General features: G+C 69.1%; 12 protein-coding genes. 9 read left to right on the top strand and 3 right to left on the bottom strand.

Annotated features, from left to right (window positions below; translation table 11 throughout):
- Positions 1-71: 71 nt before the first annotated feature.
- From KUG38_RS05390 to KUG38_RS05370, 5 genes are read left to right on the top strand one after another with little or no spacing between them, the layout of a single operon-like run.
- On the top strand, positions 72-1,385 hold the full coding sequence (locus tag KUG38_RS05390; RefSeq protein WP_216919632.1) for a CmpA/NrtA family ABC transporter substrate-binding protein: 1,314 nt from the start codon (positions 72-74) through the stop codon (positions 1,383-1,385).
- 57 nt (positions 1,386-1,442) lie between these two features.
- On the top strand, positions 1,443-2,276 hold the full coding sequence (gene ntrB / locus KUG38_RS05385; RefSeq protein WP_216919630.1) for a nitrate ABC transporter permease: 834 nt from the start codon (positions 1,443-1,445) through the stop codon (positions 2,274-2,276).
- 2 nt (positions 2,277-2,278) lie between these two features.
- The gene (locus tag KUG38_RS05380) at positions 2,279-4,315 is read left to right on the top strand and encodes an ABC transporter ATP-binding/substrate-binding protein (RefSeq protein ID WP_216919628.1); all 2,037 of its coding nucleotides are present in this window, start codon (positions 2,279-2,281) and stop codon (positions 4,313-4,315) included.
- Positions 4,316-4,353: 38 nt separating this feature from the next.
- Positions 4,354-5,187, top strand: a complete 834-nt coding sequence (locus tag KUG38_RS05375; RefSeq protein WP_216919626.1) for a nitrate ABC transporter ATP-binding protein — start codon at positions 4,354-4,356, stop codon at positions 5,185-5,187.
- 20 nt (positions 5,188-5,207) lie between these two features.
- The gene (locus tag KUG38_RS05370) at positions 5,208-5,789 is read left to right on the top strand and encodes a Crp/Fnr family transcriptional regulator (RefSeq protein WP_216919624.1); all 582 of its coding nucleotides are present in this window, start codon (positions 5,208-5,210) and stop codon (positions 5,787-5,789) included.
- Here KUG38_RS05370 and KUG38_RS05365 read toward each other — a convergent pair.
- A complete protein-coding gene (locus KUG38_RS05365; protein WP_502988687.1) occupies positions 5,760-7,886 on the bottom strand; it encodes a molybdopterin oxidoreductase family protein in 2,127 nt (708 codons plus the stop codon). The two genes, KUG38_RS05370 and KUG38_RS05365, sit on opposite strands and share 30 nt — an antisense overlap.
- A 223-nt stretch (positions 7,887-8,109) precedes the next feature.
- Here KUG38_RS05365 and KUG38_RS05360 point away from each other — a divergent pair, with 223 nt between their 5' ends.
- From KUG38_RS05360 to KUG38_RS05350, 3 genes are all read left to right on the top strand, one after another.
- Positions 8,110-8,730, top strand: coding sequence for a histidine phosphatase family protein (locus tag KUG38_RS05360; protein WP_216919620.1), 621 nt, complete (start codon positions 8,110-8,112; stop codon positions 8,728-8,730).
- 112 nt (positions 8,731-8,842) lie between these two features.
- On the top strand, positions 8,843-11,275 hold the full coding sequence (locus KUG38_RS05355) for a phosphoketolase family protein (protein ID WP_216919618.1): 2,433 nt from the start codon (positions 8,843-8,845) through the stop codon (positions 11,273-11,275).
- The gene (locus KUG38_RS05350) at positions 11,272-12,351 is read left to right on the top strand and encodes an acetate/propionate family kinase (RefSeq protein WP_216919617.1); all 1,080 of its coding nucleotides are present in this window, start codon (positions 11,272-11,274) and stop codon (positions 12,349-12,351) included. The genes KUG38_RS05355 and KUG38_RS05350 overlap by 4 nt, the downstream gene beginning before the upstream one ends.
- Before the next feature lie 4 nt (positions 12,352-12,355).
- Here KUG38_RS05350 and KUG38_RS05345 read toward each other — a convergent pair whose 3' ends face one another.
- The gene (locus KUG38_RS05345; RefSeq protein WP_216919614.1) at positions 12,356-13,099 is read right to left on the bottom strand and encodes a succinate dehydrogenase/fumarate reductase iron-sulfur subunit; all 744 of its coding nucleotides are present in this window, start codon (positions 13,097-13,099) and stop codon (positions 12,356-12,358) included.
- Between the two features lie 235 nt (positions 13,100-13,334).
- On the opposite strand from KUG38_RS05345, the gene KUG38_RS05340 reads away from it, so the two are divergent.
- On the top strand, positions 13,335-15,068 hold the full coding sequence (locus tag KUG38_RS05340) for a putative bifunctional diguanylate cyclase/phosphodiesterase (protein WP_216919612.1): 1,734 nt from the start codon (positions 13,335-13,337) through the stop codon (positions 15,066-15,068).
- Here KUG38_RS05340 and KUG38_RS05335 read toward each other — a convergent pair.
- Entirely contained in the window at positions 15,025-16,935 is a 1,911-nt protein-coding gene (locus tag KUG38_RS05335; RefSeq protein WP_502988681.1) for a fumarate reductase/succinate dehydrogenase flavoprotein subunit, read from the bottom strand. The genes KUG38_RS05340 and KUG38_RS05335 overlap by 44 nt on opposite strands.
- Position 16,936 lies beyond the last annotated feature (1 nt).

Genomic DNA, 16,936 nt, shown 5'->3' with positions numbered 1-16,936 from the left:
AGGCCCGTCCAGAGAACACATGCATCAGACGGTGCATTCCTCCGGTCCTCCCTGGCACTTCCTCCGGCTCCATGTCGAACCTTTCCCGTCGCAAGTTTCTGATCACCGCCGCCGGTACCACGGCCGGCGCCATCTGGCTGAGTGCCTGTGGCGGCACCAAGGAAGCGGCCGCCCCCACCCCGGCACCGGCGGGGGGTGGCGGTGATGCCCCAGAGGTCACCGGAGTCTCCCTCGGCTTCATCGCCCTCACCGATGCCGCCCCGCTGATCATCGCCAAGGAGAAAGGCTTCTTCGCCAAGCACGGCATGCCCGATGTGAAGGTGATGAAGCAGACCTCCTGGGCCGTCACCCGCGACAACCTGGAACTGGGTGGGGCCGGCGGCGGCATCGAGGGCGCCCATATCCTCTCGCCGATGCCCCTGTTGCTGGAGGCCGGCAAGATCACCAAGAGCAAACAGCCGCTGCCGATGTCGATCCTGGCGCGGCTCAACCTGCAGGGCCAGGGACTTTCAGTGGCGAAGGAATTCCTCGGCGACAAGCTCACCATCGACAACAGCGCCGGGCTGGCCAAGGCCGTGGCCACGCGCAAGGGCCAGGGCAAGAAGTTCAAAGCGGCGGTCACCTTCCCCGGCGGCACCCACGACCTCTGGATGCGCTACTGGCTCTCGGCCAATGGCATCGATCCCATCAAGGACGCCGATCTGGTGGTTGTCCCACCGCCCCAGATGGTGGCCAACATGCAGACCGGCACCATGGACACCTTCTGTGTGGGCGAACCGTGGAACCAACGGCTGGTCAACAAGAAGCTCGGCTACACCGCCGCCGTCACCGGTGAGCTGTGGAAAGCCCACCCGGAGAAGGCCTTCGCGATGCGAACGGAATGGGTCAACGCCCACCCGAAGGCCACCCAGGCTCTCCTGAAGGCCGTCCTCGAGGCCCAGATGTGGTGCGACGATCCGGCCAACCTCGACGCCATGTGCGAGATCCTCTCCAAGGACAAATACATCAAGGCCTCGGTGGAGGACATCAAACCCCGTCTGGCGGGGTTCGTCGACTACGGCGATGGCAGGAACGTGAAGGACAGCCCCTACAAGATGCTGTTCTGGGCCGACAACGCCTCGTTCCCCTTCAAGAGTCACGACAAATGGTTCGTGACCGAGGACATGCGTTGGGGCTATCTGCCGGCAGACACCGATATCGACGCCCTGGTCAACAAGGTGAACCGGGCCGATCTCTGGAAGCAGGCCGCCACGGCCATCGGCCAGGAGAAGGCGATTCCCGCCAGCGATTCGCGCGGCAAGGAAACGTTCTTCGACGGCACGGTCTTTGACCCGGAAAACCCCAAGGCCTATCTCGATGGCCTGAAGTTCAAGGCCATGTCCTGAGGCTGACACGTCGGCAGGCGGAGCCCGCTTCCCCATCCATCCCTTCGTCATCCCCCCATGGCCCTCAGCGCAGTCGCCCGGCAAAGCCGCACCACCCGACGATCCCCGACCTGGGTTTCCAAGTCGGCTCCCTATGTCATCTGCATCGGAGCCTTCCTGCTGATCTGGCAGCTGATCTCACTCGTCCTGGGGGTGAGTCGGCTGCCCGGGCCCATCAATGTCGTCATCGACACCTGGGACCCCTACATCAGCCAGCCCTTCTTTGATGACGGCGGCACCAGCAAAGGGCTGGGCCTGCAGATCCTGATCTCGCTGCAACGGGTGGCCCTGGGCTATGGGCTTGCGGCTGTCGTGGGGGTCACCATCGGCGGGCTCCTGGGGCTCAACCGTTTCCTCGGAAAAGGGTTTGATCCCGTCATCCAGGTGCTCAGAACCGTGCCGCCGCTGGCCTGGTTCCCGATCACACTGATGGTGTTCCAGGATTCCACCGTCTCGGCCGTCTTCGTGATCTTCATCACGGCGATCTGGCCGATCATCATCAATACGGCCGTGGGAATCCGCCAGATTCCCCAGGACTACATCAACGTGGCCAGGGTTCTGAAGCTCAGCAAGTCCACCTACATCAAGGACATCGTGGTCCCGGCGACGGTGCCCTTCGTGTTCGCTGGCCTGCGCATCGCCGTTGGCCTGGCCTGGCTGGCCATCGTGGCCGCCGAGATGCTCAAGGCCGATGGCGGCATCGGCTACTTCATCTGGGATGCCTACAACGCCGGCGGTGATGGCAGCTCCAGCCAGATCATTCTGGCCATCATCTATGTGGGCTTCGTCGGGCTGCTTCTGGATCGCCTGGTCGCCTTCGTCGGCCGCAAGGTCAACCAGGGAGCCGAGTAGCCATGGCCGCCCTGTTCACCGTCGACCACGTCACCCAGGCCTTCCCCCTGCCCGGCGGGGGTGAGTACGTGGCCCTGCGGGACATCTTTCTCGATATCGCCGAAGGCGAATTCATCTCCCTCGTCGGCCACTCCGGCTGCGGCAAGTCCACCCTGCTGAACCTCCTGGCCGGCCTCACCAGCGCCACCCAGGGCGGCATCCTGATGAACGGCCGGCAGGTCACCGATCCAGGCCCGGATCGGATGGTGGTATTCCAGAACTACTCGCTGCTCCCCTGGCTCACGGTGCGCCAGAACATCGCCCTGGGCGTCGACAACGTGATCGCCGCCAGCGACCGCCGGGAGCGGGAGGCGATCATCGAGCACCACATCCAGCTGGTGGGCCTGAAGGCCGCCGCCGACAAGTACCCCCGGGAGATCTCCGGCGGCATGAAGCAACGGGTCGCCATCGCCCGCGCCCTGGCCCTGCGGCCGAAGCTGCTGCTCCTCGATGAGCCCTTCGGCGCCCTCGACGCCCTCACCCGGGGCAACCTGCAGGAGCAGCTGATGCGGATCTGCCAGGAGGCGAAGGTCACCGCCCTGATGGTCACCCACGACGTCGACGAAGCCTTGCTGCTCTCCGACCGGGTGGTGCTGATGACCAACGGCCCCGAGGCCCACATCGACCAGGTTCTCGAGGTGCCCCTGCCCCGGCCCCGCACCCAGCTGGGCACGGTGGAGCACCCCCGCTACTACGGGCTGCGCGCCGAGATCGTCAACTTTCTGACGGACCAGCGCCGGGCCCGGCAGCAGCGGCTCAAGCCCGCCGAGCCGGTCGCCGCCGACGGCCTCGAGAAGGTGAACCTGGAGCTGGGCTTTATTCCCCTCACCGACTGCCTGCCGCTGGTGGTGGCCCAGGAGAAGGGCTTCTTCGCCAGGTACGGCCTCACCCAGGTGCGGCTGCGGCGCGAAAGCAACTGGAAAACCCTCGAGACCCACGTGCGCCAAGGCGTGCTCGACGGGGCGCTGATGGTGGCGGGGATGCCGATCGCCATGACCCTCGGCTGCGGCGGCCAGCCGCCCCTGGCGATGGTGAGTGCCCTCACCCTCAGCTGCAACGGCAATGCCATCACCCTGCACCGCCGCTTCCATGAGGCCGGGGTGAGCACCCTGGCCGACCTCAAGGCCTGGATCGCCGCCCACCCGGAGTCCAGGCCGGTGCTTGCCGTCGTGCATCCGGCCTCGATGCACAACCTGATGCTGCGGGCCTGGCTGGCCTCGGCGGGGATCCACCCCGAGCGCGACGTGGAACTGCTGGTGATCCCGCCGCCCCAGATGGTGGCGGCCCTCAAGGCGGGCACCATCGATGGCTTCTGCGTCGGCGAACCCTGGAACTCCCGCGCCGTCCTGGAGGGTCTCGGCACGGTGATCGCCACCGATGTGGAGCTCTGGAACGGCCACGGCGAGAAGGTGCTGGGGGTGAAGGAGGCCTGGGCGACCGCCTACCCCCGCACCCACCGGGCCCTGGTGCAGGCGCTGCTGGAGGCCTGCCGCTACTGCGAAGACCCGGCCCACCGCGACGAACTGGCCGAGCTGCTCTCCCAGGGTCCGTACGTGGGCACCGATGTGGCGACGATCCGGCCGGGCCTCGTCGATGCCTACGACCGCGGCACCGGCGCCCCCACCGCCATGCCCTCCTTCAACCGCTTCTTCGGCCCCGAGGTCAACGAGCCCAACCCGGCGGAGGCGGTCTGGATCCTCAGCCAGCTGGGCCGCTGGGGCCTGACCAGCTTCCCCAGCAACTGGCAGGAGGTGGCCGAGCGCGTGCAGGATCGGGCCCTGTTCCGGAGCGCGGCCACCGCCCTGGGGCTGCCGGCCGCGGAGCGCCCCCCGTCGGCGGTGGCGGCGGCGTTCGAAAGCGATCGCCTCGACCCGCTCGATCCCCTCAGCTACCTCGACCGCCTGCCCATCAAGGGCCAGGTGACCGTGGCTCCGGCACCCCTGCCACCGCCGCCCGCCCGGAGTGCGGACGCCCCGGTGCCCGCCCCGGCCGGCCGCTGACCCCACGCCCTCCCTTTCCCTTCCGTTCCTCCGCCCGCATGCAGACCCTGACGACGCCCCAGCCCAGCACCGCCGGCGCCGCCGAACCGTTCCTGGTGATCGACGGGGTCAGCAAGGTCTACCCCACCCCCAACGGGCCGTACACCGTGCTGGACAACATCAGCCTGGAGGTGACCGAAGGGGAGTTCATCTGCGTCATCGGCCATTCCGGATGCGGCAAATCCACCCTGCTGGATCTGGTCTCCGGCTTCGGCCAACCCACCAGCGGCGAGGTGCGACTGGAGTCGTTGCCGATCCGGGAACCGGGACCGGACCGGATGGTGGTGTTCCAGAACTATTCGCTGCTGCCCTGGATGTCGGCCGCCGAGAACGTGGCCCTGGCGGTGAACAACGTGTTCCCCCACCTCAAACGCAACGGCGACGCCAGCCGGATCGTGGAGAGCCACCTGGCCATGGTGGGGCTGAGTGAGGCCGCCGACAAGAAGCCGGGCAGCCTGTCAGGAGGGATGAAGCAGCGGGTCTCGATCGCCCGGGCCCTGGCCCTGCAGCCCAAGGTGCTCATCCTCGATGAACCCTTCGGCGCCCTCGATCCGATCACCAAGGAGGAGCTGCAGGAGGAGCTGCTGAAGATCTGGCAGGAGCACCGGGTGACCGTGCTGATGATCACCCACTCCATCGATGAGGCCCTGTTCCTCGCCGACCGGGTGGTGATGATGACCAACGGCCCGGCGGCGACGATCGGCGAGATCCTCGAGCTGCCCTTCCCCCGTCCCCGCCAGCGGGCCCAGCTGATGGAGATGCCGGAGTACTACGACTACCGGAACCACGCCCTGGACTTCCTCTACCGCCGTTTCGCCCACGACGACCAGTGAGGCCGCCACGCCCTGACGGGGTGACGATCGCCGAAGGCCACACCCTGTTGCTGGAACCTGACCGTCATGATGGCGTCCGCTGTTTCCTGATCGAACAAGGGCTGCTGAAGGTGTCGTTGTCCTCCACCGACGGCCAGCCCATCACCCTGGGATTCCTCCAGGCCGGCGACCACCTGCCGTTGGAGTTTCAGCGGCGGGCCACCATGCACCTGGAGGCCATCACGCCGGTGCAGCTGAGCGAATGCGGCGTGGAAGGACCCCAGCCAGGGCACCACAGCCTCAACGACTGGGCCGTGGATCTGCTGCTGATCCGCCGGCTCACCACGGCCGAGCAACGACTCACGGCCCTGCTGCGCTTGCTGGCCGAACGCATCGGCCGTCGGCAGAAGGACTGGTACGTGCTGCCGCTCCAGCTCACCCACGCCCAGATCGCCGATCTGATCGGCCACACGCGGGTGACGGTGACCCAGCAGTTTTCCCTTCTCCGCCGCGCCCGGTTGATCGAAACCTGCCGGGGCCCGGCCGGTGCCCTGCGGTTGGCGCCGGGGCTGGTGGAGCCGCTGGTCGCCAACTCAGGGACTCGTCTGGGGCCGGTCGGCTGAAGCGTCGGCGGGCGCCTGCGTCGAAGAAACCGCCACCGGTTGCAGCGTCACCGCAGCGGCCTTGAGCTCCGGCTGCTGGGAGATGGGGCAGCCCAGGGCATGCATCAGCCGGTTGGCCTCACAGGCCTGCGGCTGGGCCGCCCCCCAGTGCATCGGCAGGAACACCGTGCCCTGGCGGATGCGGTCGGTGACGAGCACCCGGGCCGTCACGCCAGCCCGCCGGGAGATCACCTGCGCCCGGCCGCCATCGACCAGGCCATGCGCGCGGGCGTCGGCGGGATGGACCTCCAGCAGCGGCTCGGCATGGGGCCGCAGCAACCGCTCGACCTGGCCCGTGCGGGTCATGGTGTGCCACTGCTCCAGGTAACGGCCCACGGTGAGCACCAGGGGGTAGTCGCCATCGGGGGGTTCCCCCAGGCCCATCGGCTGCTCGCTGATCAGCCGGGCCCGGCCGGAGGGGGTGGGGAAGCGGCCGGAGGTATGCAGGCGCGGGGCACCGCCGCCGGGGGCCGTGCCGGCGGGGAACGGCCACTGCTGGGGGCCGTGCTCCTGCAGCAGCCCGTGGCTGAGGCCGCTCAGATCGCACACCCGGCCCGCGGTGATCGCGACGAACTCGGCGAACACCTCGGCCGAGGAGCCATAGCGGAACTGCTCCTCGAAGCCCAGGCGCCGGCCCAGTTCGGCGAAGATCGCCCAGTCGGGACGGGCCTCCCCCGGGGGCGCACGGAAGGCCGGGCACAGGGTGACGCGGCGCTCGGAATTGGTCATCACCCCGGCCTTTTCGCTCCACTGCGCCGCCGGCAGCACCAGGTGGGCGATGGCGGCGGTTTCGGTGCCGGCGTAGGCCTCACTGAGCACCACCAGCGGGCAACGGGCCACGGCGGCCCGCACCCGATCCAGCCAGGGCAAGCTCACCAGCGGATTGGTGGCCGCCACCCACCAGAGCCCCAGGGCCCCCCGCTCCATCGCCTCGATCTGCTCCCACACGGTGAGCCCCGAGGCCGGCGCGATGCTCCCCGGCGCCAGGCCCCAGTGCCGCTCGATCTGGGCGCGGTGGCCGGCGTCGGTGACGGAGCGGTAGCCCGGCAGCAGCCCGGCCAGCCCCCCGGCCTCCCGGCCCCCCATGGCATTGGGCTGGCCGGTGAGGGAGAAGGGCCCCGCCCCGGGCCTGCCGATCTGGCCGCTGACCAGGTGCAGGTTGATGATCCCCGCCACGGTGGCGGTGCCCTCCACGCTCTGGTTCACCCCCATCGACCAGAGGCTCACCACGCCCGTGCTGGCCGCCCAGCGGGCCGCCAGCTGGCGCAGCTGCTGCTCCTTGATGCCGCAGAACAGGCTCACCTTCTCGGGCGTCCAGCCCGCCCAGAGCTCCGCCAGCGCCTCGAAGCCCTCGGTGGACGCCGCCAGGTAGGCCCGATCCACCGCCCCCTGCTCCAGCAACAGATGGCCGAGGCCATGCAGCAGCGCCAGGTCGGTGCCGGGCCGGATCGCCAGGTGCAGGTCGGCCGCGTCGCTGGTTGCGGTGGCGCGGGGATCCACCACCACGATCTGCAGGTCCTGCTTCTGCTTGCGCTTGCGCTTCAACAGCCGCTGGAACAGCACCGGATGGCACTCAGCCGTGTTGGTGCCGATCAGCAGCACCGTGTCGGCCTGATCGAGATCGTCGTAGCAGCAGGGGGGACCGTCGCTGCCGAAGCTGCGCACGTAGCCGGACACGGCCGAACTCATGCACAGGCGCGAGTTGGCGTCGAAGTTGTTGCTGCCCAGCGCCCCCTTGATGAGCTTGTTGGCGACGTAGTAGTCCTCGGTGAGGAACTGCCCGGAGCCGTAGATCGCGATCCCGTCGGGTCCCTGCTCGGCCAGGGTGCGACGCACCTGGGCCTCGATCAGGTCGAAGGCCCGGTCCCAGCTGATCGGCTCGAAGGGCTGGTCGGTGCGTGGCCGGTAGAGCGGGGTGGTGAGGCGGTTGCGGTGCAGGGTCTCACCCACGGTGGCCCCCTTGACGCAGACCTGGCCGAGGGAGGAGGGATGGTGGCGGTCGCCGCGGGCCGTCCAGATCGCTTCACCGCCTTCGGTGCCCGCCGCGGGGGGCTTCATCTCCAGGCCGCAGCCCACACCGCAGTAGGGGCACTGGGCCCGGGCCGGGCCGTCGGAGGGGGAAGGAGGCGTGGCGGGGAGGCTCAAGATGGCGGGGGGACGACAGCGACGGGCAGCCTCCCGGCGGACGTTCGGGCGTCCGCTGCGGCCACCCCCATCACCACCCTGGCCGGAGCACCGAGCTTAAGTGAGTGTCACGACGTCATCCCCCGAGAGCCCTTCCGTGACAACGATTCAGAACGGCCCAACCGCCACCCCCACCGGCCCCGTTGAGGTGGTCCTGATCCGTCACGGCGAAACGGCATGGAGCCTCTCGGGCCAGCACACCGGCAGCACCGACATCCCCCTCACCCCGCGCGGGGAGGAGGCGGCCCGCGGCCTCGCGCCGCTGCTGGCGGCCAGCCCGTTCTCCCTGGTGCTGTGCAGCCCCCTGCAGCGGGCCCGCCGCACCTGCGAACTGGCGGGGCTGGCTGCTCAGGCCTGCCTCGAGCCCGATCTGGTCGAGTGGAACTACGGGGCCTACGAAGGTCTGACAAGCACGGAGATCGAGCGGGATCGGCCGGGCTGGATGGTGTTCCGGGATGGCTGTCCCGACGGGGAGAATCCCGCCCAGGTGGGGGAACGGGTCGACCGGGTGATCGGCCGGCTGCGGCAGGAGGGTGGCCGGGTGGCCCTGGTCGCCCACGGCCATCTGCTGCGGGTGTTCGTGGCCCGCTGGATCGGTCTGACGCCCAGCCACGGCGCCCGTTTCCTGCTCGACACCGCCACCCTCACGGTGCTCTCTGATTACCGGGGTCTGCCGGCCGTGAAGTGCTGGAACGCTCCCCTGGCTCCGGGCCCCTGAGGGCGGTCCATGTCGGATCCCTGACCCCCTCAAAAAGGAGAGCGGTTGATTTACCTGCTTTTTCACAGGAGCAGGCGAAAGTTGAGGTCACAGCCCCCTGCATGTGACGGCCATGACCATCTCGACGATGGCCCCCTTCGAGGCCCCCGCCATGACGCCGGAACTGGAGCAGGAGCTGTCCCTGATCGATGCCTGGTGGCGCGCCGCCAACTATCTGGCCGTCGGGATGATCTATCTGCGGGACAACCCGTTACTGGCCCAGCCGCTGCGCCATGAGCACGTCAAGGCCCGGCTGCTGGGGCACTGGGGCTCCTCCCCCGGCCAGGCCTTCCTCTGGGCCCATGCCAACCGGGCGATCCGCCGCCACGACCTCGACATGATCTACCTGTCGGGGCCGGGTCATGGCGCCCCCGGCGTGCTGGGACCCACCTACCTCGACGGCAGCTACAGCGAGGTGTATCCGGACAAGAGCCAGGACAGCGAGGGGATGCGCCGCTTCTTCAAGCAGTTCTCCTTCCCCGGCCACATCGGCAGCCACTGCACCCCGGAAACCCCCGGTTCGATCCACGAGGGCGGCGAACTCGGGTATGTGCTGTCGCACGCCTGCGGGGCGGTGTTCGACAACCCGGACCTGATCGCCCTGGCCTGCGTGGGCGATGGCGAAGCCGAGACCGGCCCCCTGGCCACCTCCTGGCACATCAACAAGTTCCTGAACCCGATCGACGACGGGGCGGTGCTGCCGGTGCTGCACCTCAACGGCTACAAGATCGCCAACCCCACCCTGCTGGCCCGCATCCCCCACGAGGAGCTGGCCAGCCTGATGCGCGGTTACGGCTGGGAGCCGATCTTCGTCGAAGGCCACGAGCCCATGGCCATGCACCGGGCCATGGCCGCCGCCATGGACCAGGCGGTCGGGCGCATCCTGCAGATCCGGGCTGAGGCGCGCGCCAGCGGCGAGGCGGTGCGCCCCGCCTGGCCGATGATCGTGCTGCGTTCACCCAAGGGCTGGACCGGTCCGGCCTGCCTGCACGGCAAGAAGCTGGAGGGGTTCTGGCGCTCCCACCAGGTGCCCCTGGCCGCGCCGAACACCGACCCCGAGGAACTGCTCCTGCTGGAGGAGTGGCTGCGCAGCTATCGGCCCTGGGAACTGTTCGATGAGCACGGCACCCTGCGGCCGGAACTGCAGGCGCTCTCCCCGCAGGCACACCGGCGGATGGGCTCCAACCCCCATGCCAACGGCGGCCTGCTGCGCCGCAAGCTGCAGTTCCCTCCCCTGGAGGACTACGCCGTGGAGGTGGCGGCCCCCGGCACCACGGAGGTGGAGAACACCTACCCGCTCGGCGAGCTGCTGCGCGACCTGATCCGGTCGAACCCCGTGTCGATGCGGGTGTTCGGCCCCGACGAAACGGCCTCCAACCGCCTCCAGGCCATCTATGAGGTGAGCAAGAAGGTGTGGATGGAGGAATTCCTCCCTGAAGACCTCAACGGCAGTGAACTGGCCCGCAGCGGACGGGTGGTGGAGATGCTCAGCGAGCACACCCTGGTGGGAATGATGGAGGGCTACCTGCTCACCGGGCGCTACGGCTTCTTCCACACCTACGAGGCCTTCGCCCACGTGATCGCCTCGATGTTCAACCAGCACGCCAAATGGCTGGAATCCTGCCTGCTGCATGCCACCTGGCGGGCCCCGATCGGCCCCTGGAACTGCCTGATCTCCTCCACGGTGTGGCGGCAGGACCACAACGGCTTCACCCACCAGGATCCCGGCTTCATCGACCTGGCGGGCAACAAGAGCGGTGACGTGGTGCGGGTGTACCTGCCGGCCGATGCCAACTGCCTGCTGGCGGTGGCGGAGGAGGCCCTGCAGGAAACCAACGTCTGCAACATCATCGTCTCCGACAAGCAGAAGCACCTGCAGTACTTCAACCTGGAGCAGGCCCGGCGCCATGTGGCCAAGGGGGTCAGCATCGTCGGCTGGGCCAGCAACGACGACTGCGGCGCCACCCCCGATGAGCCGGATGTGGTGATGGCCTGCGCCGGCGACATCCCCACCAAGGAGACGCTGGCGGCGGTGGAGATCCTGCACCGGGAGATCCCCAGCCTGCGGATCCGGGTGATCAACGTGGTCAAGCTGTTCGCCCTCACCGAGCCGAACGAACATCCCCACGGCCTCAGCGACCGGGACTTCGACACCCTGTTCACCACCGACCGGCCGGTGATCTTCAACTTCCACGGCTATCCCTGGCTGATCCACCGCCTCACCTACCGCCGCACCAACCACGCCAACATCCACGTGCGCGGCTACAAGGAGAAGGGCAACATCAACACGCCGCTCGAACTGGCGATGAACAACCAGATCGATCGCTTCAATCTGGTCATCGACGTCGTCAACCGGGTGCCCTTCCTGCGCTCCCGCGCCGCCCACGTCAAGGAGCGCATGCAGGACGCGATCCTGTCCCACCGGGCCTATGCCCACACCCACGGCACCGATGCCCCGGAGGTGACCGACTGGCGCTGGACGCCCCCGGCGGCCGAGCACGCATGAGCGAGCCGGCGACGGCGCCACGGACCGGCGAGGTGCTGGTGCTGAACGCCGGCAGCTCCAGCCTCAAGGTCTCCGTGCACACCCGCGCGGGGGACTGCCTCTGGAGGGACCAGCGCAGCTGGAGCGTCGGCGCCGCGGAAGGGACGGCCCCCGAAGAGCGCCTGGAGGCGGTGCTGGACGCCTGGCTGCCCGGGGCCCTCGCCGGCCGGGTTGACGGGCTGACGGTCGCCGGCCACCGGGTCGTCCATGGCGGCGAGCGGTTCACGGCCCCCGTCCGGCTCGATGCCGCCGTGCTCGCGGTCCTGGAGGAGCTGGTGCCCCTGGCGCCGCTGCACAACGGTCCGGCCCTGCGGGTGATGCGCTGGCTGAGCCGCTGGAAACCGGGGATCACCCAGTGGGCCTGCTTCGACACGGCCTTCCACGGCACCCTGCCGGAGGCGGCCCGCACCTACGCGATTCCGGCCCGCTGGCGCGCCGAGGGCCTGCGGCGCTTCGGCTTCCACGGCCTCAACCACCAGCACGTGGCCGAGACCGTGGCCCGCCGGGGTGAAGGCCTGCGGCTGATCAGCTGCCACCTCGGGGCCGGCTGCTCCCTCTGCGCCATCCGGGGGGGGCGCAGCATCGCCACCACCATGGGCTACACGCCCCTGGAGGGACTGGTGATGGCCACCCGCAGCGGCTCCATCGATCCCGGCCTGCTGCTGCACCAGCTGCGCCGGGGCGTCACGGCCGAGGAACTCGACCATGGGCTGCAGCAGGAGAGCGGCCTGCTGGGCCTCTCGGGGCTCAGCGCCAGCATGAAGGACCTGCGCCAGGCCGCCGCCGAAGGCCACGCCGGCGCCCAGCTGGCGATCGCGGTGTTCCGCCACCAGCTGTTGCAGGGCATCGGGGCCATGGCCGCCAGCCTGGGCGGGGTCGACGTGATCGCCCTCACCGGCGGCATCGGTGAACACGACCGGGTCCTGGGGGAGGAGCTGGAGGCGGCGCTGGCCTGGCTGGAGCCCTTTGAGCTGCTGAGGATCCCCGCCGATGAGGAGGGGGTGATCGCCCGGCACTGCGGCGCGGCCGGGACCTGAGGCCTCAGGGGCGACGCCAGGACTCGCGGTGCATCCAGCTGATCCAGTCGGCGGAGATCTGCTTGGGGCAGGCGGCCTCGCATTCCAGGTGGCTGCTGCAGCTGCCGAAGCCCTCGCTGACCATCTGGTCCTGCATCGCCCGGGCGCGCTGCCGCCGCTCCGGCTGGCCCTGGGGCAGCTGGCCCAGGTGCGCCAGCTTGGCGGCCACGAACAGGCTGGCGGAGGCGTTGCGGCAGCTGGCCACGCAGGCGCCGCAGCCGATGCAGGCGGCGGTGTCGAAGGCCTGGGCCGCCTGCTCCCGGCCGATCAGCAGGGCGTTGGCCTCCGGCGCACTGCCGGTGTTGATCGAGCAGTAGCCGCCACTGGTGATGATCCGGTCGAAGGCGGAACGGTCCACGGCCAGGTCCTGCAGCACGGGAAAGGCCCGGGCGCGGAAGGGCTCCAACGTCAGCACGGCGCCGTCGCGGAACTGGCGCAGGTAGAGCTGGCAGACGCTGGTCGCCCGCTGGGGTCCCTGGGCCTGGCCGTTGACCAGAAAGCCGCAGGACCCGCAGATGCCCTCGCGGCAGTCGTGCTCGAAGCCCACCGGCCGGCCACCGGCCGCGATCAGCCGTTCGTTGAGCAGGTCGAGGGCTTCCAGCAGGGAGAGGTCGGTGGAGACCCCCTCCAGCCCATGGACCTCGAAGCCGCCGGGCTGGTCGGGACCGGCCTGGCGCCAGATCCTCAGGGTGAGGGAAACGGTTGGCATGGGGGCTGCCGTTGTCGGGCCCCGGAAGCCGCCAGGGTCAGGCCTGATTCTGCCGGTCAGGCGGCGGGGATGTTGTCGTTCCGCTTCATCCCTGCGGCAATGGCCACGGTCCCCAAGGGAAAGATGCAATACTCAGTCAATTTTCAGAAATAGGGTTCCGGCCCGCCATGCCCGATCGGGTCCCTTCTACCGCGTGAACGATCACCGAAAACTTGTCGTGGAGCTTCGCCGGTCGATGGGGCGGCTTGAGGCGGCCCTCGGCACGATCAGCGATGCCCTGGTGATCACCAGCTGCGAGGGGCGGGTGCTCTGGTGCAACGCCAGCTACGCGCGGCTGGTGGACCGCCCCCCCCCGGCGGTCCTGGGGGAATCGATCTACGACCAGCTGCCCCGCGACTGCGACAGTGCCCCCCTGCTCAACCCGGAGCTGGTGCTCACCGGCGGCGACCTGGGGGGCCACTTCACCCGGGTGCTGGACCGCAGCGAGCTGCGGGCCATCGAGATCGAGTGGAAGCCCATCCGCAGCGAGCGGTTGCGGCCGCTGATCTTCTGCTTCCGGGACGTCAGCGCCCTGCTCTCCTACGAGCAGCTGCGGGTCGAGGCCGAGCGGATCGAACGGCGCCGCCAGCAGACCGAGAACCTGAACCGGGCCCTGGAACTGGAACGCCTCGCCCTGGCCACCAAGGTGATGGAGTGTCCGGTCACCGGCCTGCCCAACCGCCGCGGGCTCCACGTCAGCATCCGGGCCGCCCTCAAGACCCAGCGTCAGAGCGGCGGCCGGATCAGCATCCTGTTCTGCGATCTCAACAGCTTCAAGGAGATCAACGATCTGCACGGCCATCAGATCGGCGATGACCTGCTGATCGAGATCGGCCGCCGGCTGCAGCACTCCCTGCGCTTCGGCGACATCCTGTCGCGCCTTGGTGGCGATGAGTTCGTCGTGCTGACGATGGGCATCTTCAATGAGGCCGATGCCCTGCAGCTGGCGATGCGGCTCAATGATGCCGTCGGTCAGGCTTGGTCGGTGGAAGACCACACGATCCGCCCGTCGATGAGCATCGGCATCACCATCTCGGACGATCCGGACATCACCGTGGATGAGTTGATCCGGCGGGCTGATCTGGCCATGTACGAAGCCAAGACCAACGATCAGCACATCGCCTTTTATCATTCCTCCATCGACAAGAAGGTCCGGAAGAACATCCATCTGCGCCATCAGCTGGAGGGGGCGATCCAGCACGAGGCCATGTTCCTCGCCTATCAGCCGATCGTCGGGCTGGAGGATCGGGCGGTGGTGGGGATGGAGGCGCTGCTGCGCCTCGGGGCGATCACGGCGCCGATCGCCACCCCCTCGGAATTCATCCCCCTCGCCGAGCGCACGGCCCTGATCCTGCCGATCGGCCGCTGGGTGATCAGCGAAGCCCTCCGCCATCTCAGCCAGCTGCGCGCCGAGGGCTCGGAGGTCACCATGGCGATCAATGTGAGTCCCCTGCAGCTGAAGGAAAGCGGCCTCAGCGATTACTTCCTCACCCAGGCGGAACGGCTCGGGGTGGATCCCAGCTGGACCGTGATCGAGGTGACCGAAAGCATCCTGATCGAACATCCCGAACTGGCCACCTCCGAGCTGAGCCGGTTACGGGAGGCCGGCGTCAAGGTGCATCTCGATGACTTCGGCACGGGATACTCCAGCATGTCGTGGCTGGCGCGGCTGCCGATCGATTCGATCAAGGTCGACCGCAGTTTCATCGCCGACTTTCTCAACGACCACCGCAAGGCCGTGGTGCTCGACGCCATGATCCGCCTGTCCCACGACCTGGGCCTGGGCCTGATCGCCGAAGGCATCGAGACCGCCGAGCAGCACGAAGGCCTGCTCGCCATGGGCTGCGACCAGGGCCAGGGGTTCTTCTTCGGCCGGCCCGAGCCGCTCAGCCGTAGCTTCGCGGTCCCGGTACAACGGATCGGTAGGTGAGGGGCTCGCTGTGGCGCAGGGGGGTGGCTCCTGGCCGGTGCTCCCAGGCCGTGATGTGGGCGAAGCGCTCATCGTCCCGCAGGGCTTCGCCGTCCGGGGTCTGATGCTCCTCGCGGAAGTGGGCGCCGCAGGATTCCTCCCGCGCCAGGGCGTCCCGCAGCATCAGATCCGCCAGTCCGAAGAAGTCCTCCAGCCGCAGCGCCTTCTCCAGTTCGCCGTCGAGCACACCGTCCTGGTCAGGGAGGCGCAGATCCCGGAGGAAGTCCTGGCGCAGGGCCTCCAGCTCGGTGAGCGCCGCCGTGAGGCGATCGGCGCGGCGGCTGATGCCGCAGGCGTCGATCATCAGGTGGCCCAGCCGGCGGTGGAAGACATCCACGGGCTGGGTTCCCCCCGTGCTGCCCAGGGCCCCGATGCGGGCCTCCACCGCCGCCACGGCCTCCCGGCAGGCCGGGTGGTCGTCCGCCATGATCCCGGCACCGGCGCCGGCCAGCCAGCCCGTCACCGTCGCCGGGGCGATGAAGTAGCCGTCGGCCAGGGCCTGCATCAGGGCACTGGCCCCGAGCCGGTTGGCGCCGTGCTCGGAGAAGTTGGCCTCGCCGAGCACGAACAGCCCCGGCACGGTGCTCATCAGGTGGTAGTCGACCCACAGCCCACCCATCGTGTAGTGGGGGGCGGGATAGATCCGCATCGGCGTGGCCCTGGGGTCGTCGCCGGTGATCCGCTCGTACATCTCCAGCAGGTTCCCGTAGCGGGCGTCGATCGCCCCGGCGCCATCCCGGGCGATGGCCCCGGCCAGGTCGAGGTAGACGGAGCGGCCGCCGGGCCCGACGCCCCGGCCCTCCAGACACAGCTCCCGGGCGCGGCGTGAGGCCAGATCCCGCGGCACCAGATTGCCGTAGCTGGGGTACTGGCGCTCGAGGAAGTAGTCCCGCTCCGCTTCGGGAATCGCCGCCGGCGGCCGATCGTCGCCCGGGCGCAGCGGCAGCCAGATCCGGCCGTCGTTGCGCAGGCTTTCGCTCATCAGGGTGAGCTTGCTCTGGTGGGCGTCGCCGCTGGGGATGCAGGTGGGGTGGATCTGGGTGAAGCAGGGGTTGGCGAAGCAGGCCCCCCGCCGATGGGCCTGCCAGATCGCCGTGGCGTTCGACTTCAGGGCATTGGTGGACAGGTAGAAGACGTTCGAATAGCCGCCGGTCGCCAGCAGCACCGCATCGGCGCTGATCACCTCCAGGGCGCCGGTGAGCTGGTGGCGGCAGACCACCCCCCTGGCCCTGCCCTCATGGACGATCAGGTCGAGCATGTCGCGGCGGCAGAGCAGCTCCACCCGCCCGGCGGCGACCTGGCGCAGCATCGCCTGGTAGGCGCCGTAGAGCAGCTGCTGGCCCGTCTGGCCCCGGGCGTAGAAGGTGCGGCTCACCAGGGCGCCGCCAAAGCTGCGGTTGGCGAGGGTGCCCCCGTACTCCCGAGCGAAGGGCACCCCCTGGGCCACGCACTGGTCGATGATCGCGCCGCTGATCTCGGCCAGCCGATGGCAGCCGGCTTCCCGGGCGCGGAAATCACCGCCCTTCACCGTGTCGCGGAACAGGCGCTCGACGCTGTCGCCGTCGTTGGCGTAGTTGCGGGCGGCGTTGATGCCCCCCTGGGCCGCCACGGAATGGGCCCGCCGGGGGCTGTCGTGGTAGGTGAGCACCTGCACCCGGTAGCCCTGCTCGGCCAGGCTGGCGGCGGCCGAAGCCCCCGCCAGACCGCTGCCCACCACCAGGATCCGCAGCCGCTGCTTGCGGTTGGGGCTGATCAGCGGCAGGCTCTCGCGGCAACGCTGCCAGGCGGTGGCGACGGGGCCGTCGGGCAGGCGCGGATCCAGCGGCATC

The sequence above is a fragment of the Synechococcus sp. CCAP 1479/9 genome (assembly GCF_019038535.1).
In the GTDB taxonomy this organism is placed as follows: Bacteria; Cyanobacteriota; Cyanobacteriia; order PCC-6307; family Cyanobiaceae; genus Cyanobium.
Note: the sequence above shows the minus strand (reverse complement) of the source record. Positions and strands in the feature narration are given on the sequence as shown.